This is a genomic window from Leptospira alexanderi serovar Manhao 3 str. L 60 (assembly GCF_000243815.2).
Lineage (GTDB): Bacteria > Spirochaetota > Leptospiria > Leptospirales > Leptospiraceae > Leptospira > Leptospira alexanderi.
This window is the reverse complement of the sequence record NZ_AHMT02000059.1, coordinates 1-7,125: the sequence shown is the minus strand read 5'-3', so window position 1 is coordinate 7,125 and position 7,125 is coordinate 1. Positions and strand designations below refer to the sequence as shown.

Annotated in this window: 7 protein-coding genes and 3 pseudogenes; 7 read left to right on the top strand and 3 right to left on the bottom strand. The window is 36.7% G+C overall.

Going from position 1 to position 7,125, the window contains the following annotated elements; genetic code table 11:
• Window positions 1–178 precede the first annotated feature (178 nt).
• Window positions 179–346, bottom strand: coding sequence for an LIMLP_19325 family protein (locus LEP1GSC062_RS23750; RefSeq protein WP_010576846.1), 168 nt, complete (start codon window positions 344–346; stop codon window positions 179–181).
• 352 nt (window positions 347–698) lie between these two features.
• Here LEP1GSC062_RS23750 and LEP1GSC062_RS19315 point away from each other — a divergent pair, with 352 nt between their 5' ends.
• A complete protein-coding gene (locus tag LEP1GSC062_RS19315) occupies window positions 699–1,100 on the top strand; it encodes a helix-turn-helix domain-containing protein (protein WP_010576845.1) in 402 nt (133 codons plus the stop codon).
• Window positions 1,101–1,118: 18 nt separating this feature from the next.
• On the opposite strand, the gene LEP1GSC062_RS19310 is transcribed toward LEP1GSC062_RS19315, so the two are convergent.
• Together LEP1GSC062_RS19310 and LEP1GSC062_RS19305 are read right to left on the bottom strand one after the other, a co-directional pair.
• Window positions 1,119–2,027, bottom strand: a complete 909-nt coding sequence (locus tag LEP1GSC062_RS19310; RefSeq protein ID WP_020985230.1) for an LIC10906 family membrane protein — start codon at window positions 2,025–2,027, stop codon at window positions 1,119–1,121.
• Between the two features lie 17 nt (window positions 2,028–2,044).
• The gene (locus LEP1GSC062_RS19305) at window positions 2,045–2,659 is read right to left on the bottom strand and encodes an LBL_2463 family protein (RefSeq protein ID WP_020985221.1); all 615 of its coding nucleotides are present in this window, start codon (window positions 2,657–2,659) and stop codon (window positions 2,045–2,047) included.
• Window positions 2,660–3,250: 591 nt separating this feature from the next.
• On the opposite strand from LEP1GSC062_RS19305, the gene LEP1GSC062_RS25400 reads away from it, so the two are divergent.
• From LEP1GSC062_RS25400 to LEP1GSC062_RS19280, 6 genes and pseudogenes are all read left to right on the top strand, one after another.
• A complete protein-coding gene (locus LEP1GSC062_RS25400) occupies window positions 3,251–3,493 on the top strand; it encodes an Rpn family recombination-promoting nuclease/putative transposase (RefSeq protein WP_020985231.1) in 243 nt (80 codons plus the stop codon).
• Window positions 3,483–4,262 (top strand): Rpn family recombination-promoting nuclease/putative transposase, encoded by a 780-nt coding sequence (locus LEP1GSC062_RS25150; protein ID WP_020985223.1) that lies wholly within the window; start codon window positions 3,483–3,485, stop codon window positions 4,260–4,262. Before LEP1GSC062_RS25400 ends, LEP1GSC062_RS25150 begins: the two co-directional genes overlap by 11 nt.
• A 109-nt stretch (window positions 4,263–4,371) precedes the next feature.
• A pseudogene (locus tag LEP1GSC062_RS25145) lies at window positions 4,372–4,595 on the top strand (hypothetical protein); the annotation flags it as partial.
• A 286-nt stretch (window positions 4,596–4,881) separates the two neighbouring features.
• Window positions 4,882–5,844 (top strand): annotated as a pseudogene (locus tag LEP1GSC062_RS19290) (Rpn family recombination-promoting nuclease/putative transposase).
• Between the two features lie 133 nt (window positions 5,845–5,977).
• On the top strand, window positions 5,978–6,130 hold the full coding sequence (locus tag LEP1GSC062_RS23745) for a hypothetical protein (protein WP_162142180.1): 153 nt from the start codon (window positions 5,978–5,980) through the stop codon (window positions 6,128–6,130).
• 454 nt (window positions 6,131–6,584) lie between these two features.
• Window positions 6,585–6,899, top strand: a pseudogene (locus LEP1GSC062_RS19280) (hypothetical protein); the annotation flags it as partial.
• Between the last annotated feature and the right edge of the window lie 226 nt (window positions 6,900–7,125).

The window sequence follows — 7,125 nt, the reverse complement described above, 5'->3', positions numbered from 1 at the left end:
AACAAAGAACTGTTCCATAAGATTTTTTAAAATCATCCTTTGAAAAAAGTTTTATAAATCCTAAAATTATACCGATAACCACACTAAAGGAGTGGAAGTAGGTAATAATTAAATCTATAAGATTCTTATAATGATCTATTCCGAAAGTATTCATATAAGGTATGGAGGAGAAAAAATTCTACAGGTTTAATTTTTTTCTGATCGTTAAAATCTTACGGAAACTTGTGAATTTCAAGATTGCTTCTCTGTCCTCATCGTTTAATGATTTCCTTAAGATCTTTTCATACTCGTCTAAATCGGAATTGGAGATTTCTAAAGGCATTATTTGGAAATAATTGAAAACCATGGCTTTTTCCTAGTTTAGTTTCTTATTTTAGGTTCCGATAACTTGTATGTTTAATCGAGAGAGAAAGGAGTCCTTTTGATTGTTGAAAATAGAATTTTTCTGTTAGAAATTTTTATATTCTTTGAAAAAGTCCGTGGATTTAAGCACAGTTTGGTTATAAGAAATCGGCTTTGGATCTTATTGATTTGATTTTTGTCTGATATTGAGTAGATTTCTTTTTTACTTTTCATTTGCATAATTCCTCCTTTGATAATCTATAAACTTATCGTAATAAGCTGCGGTATATTTTGTAAGATGATAAATATGAAATACGACTAAAAATCAATAAAAAAATATTCTATTATAATAAAAAATGAAAACACAAACACCAGGACAAAGAATTAAATTTATTCGTACGGAAGGGCTTGGCCGGAAATTGAATCAGGAGGAATTTGCAACTTCGATTTTTTTATCTCAATCCCAATTGAGCAAATTGGAAAATGATGAAACCGAGGTTTCAGAACAAACTGCATTTGTGATAGAAGTTGTGCACGGATATAAAATGGATTGGGTTTTGAAAGGCAAGGGATCTAAACATCCACTTAAAGAGGAAATAAAAGAAGATCTTGTAAACAAATTCGAGGCTTTGGACCGATTATTTAGAAAAATGGAATATTATCCAAAATCTAAAAAGAGTTTTGATTCGTATTTTAAACTATCGGATAAAAAACGAGAGGCCGTTGATTTGATAATCCATTGCCTTTTAGGCGAATAGTTTTCTATTAATATAAAATTATTTAATATATTGATCAAATCGTCGAGCCAGCGCTTCTGACCTTTGATAATGGTTCAATTCCGTTTTTAATCTAAGCTTTAAGTCGGTAACCAGGAAATCTGAGGAAAAAGATTTTTTGTATTGTAAGTTGCTATTTCTAAACCCTACAGGGTCTAAAATTTTAAAAAGTAACATAAAGAAATTTAAAGATATTCGAGTTAACGCTGGTACTTTATCACCATCAAGAACGGCATATTTAATTTTAAACACATCGTACTGAAGAATTGCAACGGCCCATAAAAACGAAAAGGGGAGTAATCCGATAGGAGTAAAATACCCTTTGAAAATTCCAAATATGGGTAAGATATACACGAGTAAAATCGTAGTAGATAAACTGATTAAGACTCCAAGTCCAAGCAAGGTAAATTGTACTCTCTCGGAACCGGAAGAAGTAATCGTTTTTTTTGAAATTAAAAAAATGGAAAATCCGACAGATCCAAACGAATATAAAATTAAAATATGATATGCTAATAGGGGTTTATAGGAGGATGTTTGGTAGTCTATCATCTCAATCATATTCAAGGAAACACAGGAAAAAAAGAAATAAATCAGGGTTATCGAATTGAACAAAATCATAACTTTTCTTTGTTTAAAATCAGGTTGAATTAGATTCATGATGAACTGACTTAGAAGAAACGGCACGAAAATTGCGGGAAGCAAAGTTATACTTGGTGCAATAGTGTATATTTCTGACGGAATTAAATAACGGATTCCAGAAAGAAGTGACCAAAGGCTGGTAGATAGGGAAAGTGCAAAGAAATACTTTAGTATTTTTGGGTTTTTCCGATGTCCTAACCGAATCACATAAATTCCTAAAAATAAAACAGTGAAGGGGCAGAGCAAATTAATAGCTATCGGGATATTCATCGGAAATTCCTCAAAAATTACATTAAATTAACATGAATTTTTTGTAAACTTGTTTTATCGATTTCGATGATGTTTAAGAGAACCAATTCTTGATCAATATAATCGTAGGGAAAAAAAACCGGTTTGGAAAAACGCTTTGATAATTCTGCTCCTGCTGACAGATAAATTCTTTCGATAGACGCTAATTTCTGATGATACATACCGTAAACTTTCGAATAATTCTTTTGCAAGCAATGTTCGACAACCATCTTAAAATTGATTGTTGCAGCTTTTACGCCCATTAAAGTGCGTAAAAATGCAACGTTGTTCCAATCAGCAACGTTCTCTTCCAGCACAACATATCTTTTTTGTGGATTGGAACCATAAATGACTCCCATTTCAATTGGGAGAAAGTTATTAGGTTTTTTTTCTACAATTCTCATTGCAGATAGAATTTTCTTTTCCGAGTCGGTAACGTAGAACCAAGTCGACCAAGGATCAAGATCGACCGCGGCATAGGGTGATTTATTGTACCCGTTCTTAGAAAATATACTTTGGATAAAATTCTTTACACGTATGAGTTCTATAGGGTTTTCCAGCCCTTGAATCCTATTTTCATTGAGTGAAGGTGGGTTTAGAGTTAAATGTGACATAATATAAATTATGCCACATTTTTAGCGTAAATTCCACTAAAAATTTTATAGGGATTAAAAGAAAAATTATTTTAACATGTGTGCTGGTTCAAAGTGTGCCGTGTGAACTGAGATAGGGCTCTCGAAGTAGCAGACTTTAAAACCACCTCACAAGTGGCGTTGAAAAAGAGTCAATGTTGTGAGCGTGGAAGAAAAGGCGTATAAGATGTGTCATATTCTATTCCGGATAGAGGAGTTTAATATGTAAGCGATGACTTTAGAAAAGTATTAAATAACGTGAGTTTGTTCAAAGCATGAGTCGGAAAGGCAATTGTTACGATGGAATCTTACTTTAAGACTTTGAAAGTTGAAAAAGTTTACAGAAAAAAATTCAACACAATTAGGGGCATAGTATTTTCTGTTTGACTATATCAAAAGATATTACAACAGAAGGAAGGCACTCGGCTTTAGGCTATCTCAGCCCCGTCGAGTTCAGAAAAGAAATTACTGCATAGACATGTCCGCTTTTTCGAGGAAAGTCCGGCCAAATCTGAGAAGAATCACATTCCTAAATGCAATTGACCGGCCAAAACGATATCCCAAAAATAACGGATGACCGAAGTGAACAATCCACACGATCGATTGATCCGAGAAACATTTCAGGACAAAAAAGAGGCCGCAACTTTCTTCAAAAACACACTCCCGCCGGAAGTGGTAAAGCTACTCGACTTGGAAAACTTAGAATTGTCCGAATCGAGTTTTGTAAGCGAAGAATTAAAACAAGAACAAACCGATCTACTGTTTCAAATCCCGCTGAGGTCCGGAAATCGAGTCCAACGTCTATTTGCTTTTTGAACACAAAAGTTATTTAGAAAACAGCATATACATCCAGCTACTCGGATATCTCACAGAAATCTATCGAAACCAGCAAAGGAATGGAGAGCCTCTTTCCGTAGTCATTCCGTTCGTATTCTATCACGGAGAAAAAGAGTGGAAATTGGGAGATCGATTTTTGGAACAATTTGTGTTAACGAGACAAGAAACGGAAATTCTCAAAGACTTTATCCCGGATTTTAGGATCGACTTGTTCGATTTGAAAGGAATCGAATTGAAGGAGAAGTTAGAAAGTATCACTTTTCAAGTGACTCTGGGAGTTGTTCAAAGAATTCGGGAAGGTGATTTAGAATTTGTTTCTCACTTACCAGGGTTATTTTCGCTATTACTTGGAATCGAGGAAGAATCGAAAAGGGTTGCAATCTTACGGAAACTGTTATTGTATATTTATTGGGTGAAGGATTTGAAACCATCGGAATTGAAGGGAATCCTTCACAGATCCAAATTGGAAGAATACGAGGAATTGACAGTGACTACAGCAGAGAGACTGATTTCAGAAGGGATGCAGTTAGGTATTGAGAAGGGTATTGAGAAGGGTATTGAGAAGGGTATTGAGAAGGGTATTGAGAAGGGTATTGAGAAGGGTATTGAGCAAGGCATCGAGAAGGGTATCGAGCAAGAAAAACTAAAAACAGCCGGTAAAATGCTTAAAAAAGGGATTGATCTAAAGACAGTTTTAGAAATTACAGGACTTACCGAAAAGACCCTCAAGGAAAATGAAATTCTCTAAATTAGAATTCCAGTGCAGAATCCGCACCAAAGATAGAAAGCTGAGTCCGGAAACTGAATTGCCGTTTTGAAAAGGTAAAATGATAAGATGGAACGGATAATAAGTATTATTGGAACAATATGAGGAATTAACAGTGACAACAGCAGAGAGACTGATTTCAGAAGGAATACAGCAAGGGAAACTGGAAGATGCCGGTAAGATGCTAAAGAAAGGAATCGATCTAAATACTATCCTGGAAATCACAGGCCTCACGGAGCAAGATCTTCGAGATTGACAGTTTTAGAAATTACAGGACTTACCGAAAAGACCCTCAAGGAAAATGAAATTCTCTAAATTAGAATTCCATCCATTCCTATTTTGAAAAAACAAAAGCATTATGAATTCGGGGAAAGATTCTAAACTTCTTTTAGAATAATATCTGTATAATTCCAATCAAGGAAGGGCTTTTTAATTCCCTTCGAACTCCGTCTTTTACGGAAAAATAGGGGATTCAATGAGAGACAAAGGAATCGAGGACGGGAATATAATCAAAATATAACACTGGAAAACGTAAGTCTTGAGTGTGAAATAGAATTCTAAATGCAATTGACCGGCCAAAACGATATCCCAAAAATAACGGATGACCGAAGTGAACAATCCACACGATCGATTGATCCGAGAAACATTTCAGGACAAAAAAGAGGCCGCAACTTTCTTCAAAAACACACTCCCGCCGGAAGTGGTAAAACTACTTGACTTGGAAAACTTAGAATTGTCCGAATCGAGTTTTGTAAGCGAAGAATTAAAACAAGAACAAACCGATCTACTGTTCCAAATCCCGCTCAGGTCCGGAAACAAGTCCAACGTCTATTTGCTTTTTGAACACAAAAGTTATTTAGAAAACAGCATATACATCCAACTACTCGGATATCTCACAGAAATCTATCGAAACCAACAAAGGAATGGAGAGAAGTTATCGGTCGTAATCCCGTTCGTATTCTATCACGGAGAAAAAGAGTGGAAATTGGGAGATCGATTTTTGGAACAATTTGTGTTAACGAGACAAGAAACGGAAATTCTCAAAGACTTTATCCCGGATTTTAGGATCGATTTGTTCGATTTGAAAGGAATCGAATTGAAGAAGAAGTTAGAAAGTATTACCTTTCAAATCACTCTGGGAGTCGTTCAAAGAATTCGGGAAGGGGATCTGGAGTTCATTTCTCACTTACCAGGGTTATTTTCGCTATTACTTGGAATCGAGGAAGAATCGAAAAGGGTTGCAATCTTACGGAAGCTGTTATTGTATATTTATTGGGTGAGATTTGAAACCATCGGAATTGAAGGGAATCCTTCACAGATCCAAATTGGAAGAATACGAGGAATTGACAGTGACTACAGCAGAGAGACTGATTTCAGAAGGGATGCAGTTAGGTATTGAGAAGGGTATTGAGAAGGGTATCGAGCAAGGCATCGAGAAGGGTATCGATCAAAGAAAAACTAAAAACAGCCGGTAAAATGACTTAAAAAAGGGATTGATCTAAAGACAGTTTTAGAAATTACAGGACTTACCGAAAAGACCCTCAAGGAAAATGAAATTCTCTAAATTAGAATTCCAGTGCAGAATCCGCACCAAAGATAGAAAGCTGAGTCCGGAAACTGAATTGCCGTTTTGAAAAGGTAAAATGATAAGATGGAACGGATAATAAGTATTATTGGAACAATATGAGGAATTAACAGTGACAACAGCAGAGAGACTGATTTCAGAAGGAATACAGCAAGGGAAACTGGAAGCCGCTCGCAAGATGCTTAAGAAAGGGATCGATCTAAAAACTACCCTGGAAGTCACCGGCCTAACGGAGAAGGACCTTCGAGATCATGGTATTCGTTGAGTAGTGAGAAAAAATTTCTCAAACCTCCATCTTTATTTGACAAAACTGGTGTATAGGCAACTCTTTGATTTGTCAAAGAATTGATTCTGACTCTTAAAACCTCCTTCCATTTTTTCCTTTCAAACTACAAAAACAAACCCGAGAACTGCACACAGTGTGCGAAACAGTGCAGACCGTGTTACCTAACATAGATTAGGTGATTTTAACTCTTGACACAAATCACAAGATTTTGTAATTTTGCTGTAGCGGTTTTTGGTTTCAAAAGCCCAATTTTCTTCCACAATCCCCGCGTGAGCGATCGAAGTGAAAATACTGCAACGCAACATACAATAAATGCGGAAACTGGAATATACGCAAAGTTTGAAATGGTGCGTTGCAGATTGAAACGAAGAGCGCGACCCGACGCAAAGCGGCGGGGCACGCCCCTAACGCCTATTCCCTAACTCCTCGAAGTGTGAACATCGGAACGGACAACAAAACGGAGTTAGGTGGTAGTGTCGGTGTAAACTACAACGCAAAGAGCGGAGCTTGGGGAGCGAGTGTAGGTTTGAAAATGGGCCTTGGTCAAAAAGGGAAAGACGGCTATTCGAACTGGGCGGAAGTCAGCTACAACAGAAATAACATCGGTCGTGACAATCAATCTTCGGGAGTGAGTGCAAATATCCGAGGTCAATATGGCCAAGGTTCGTCTGGTAGTTTGGGTCTCTCGTATGATACGAAAGCCGGTTACGGTGCAACAGTTGGTCTAACGTCGGGTCTCGGTCCACTTCTGAGCGGCGCACCTTCTCTGTGAAAGGTAACAAGGAATGTCCGGATATCCGGACTTTCCAAAAAGCTGTCAACACGAGCCGTGCACGAGTTACTTCAGTTTAATCATAAATAAAATAAATAGGAAAGAAAAAATGAGAAAAAATAGAATACAATCAAGCGTATTAATTTTGCCTTTACTGGTTTTAATGAATTGCTATTCGTTAGGTGCGGATCGCATTTTCAAA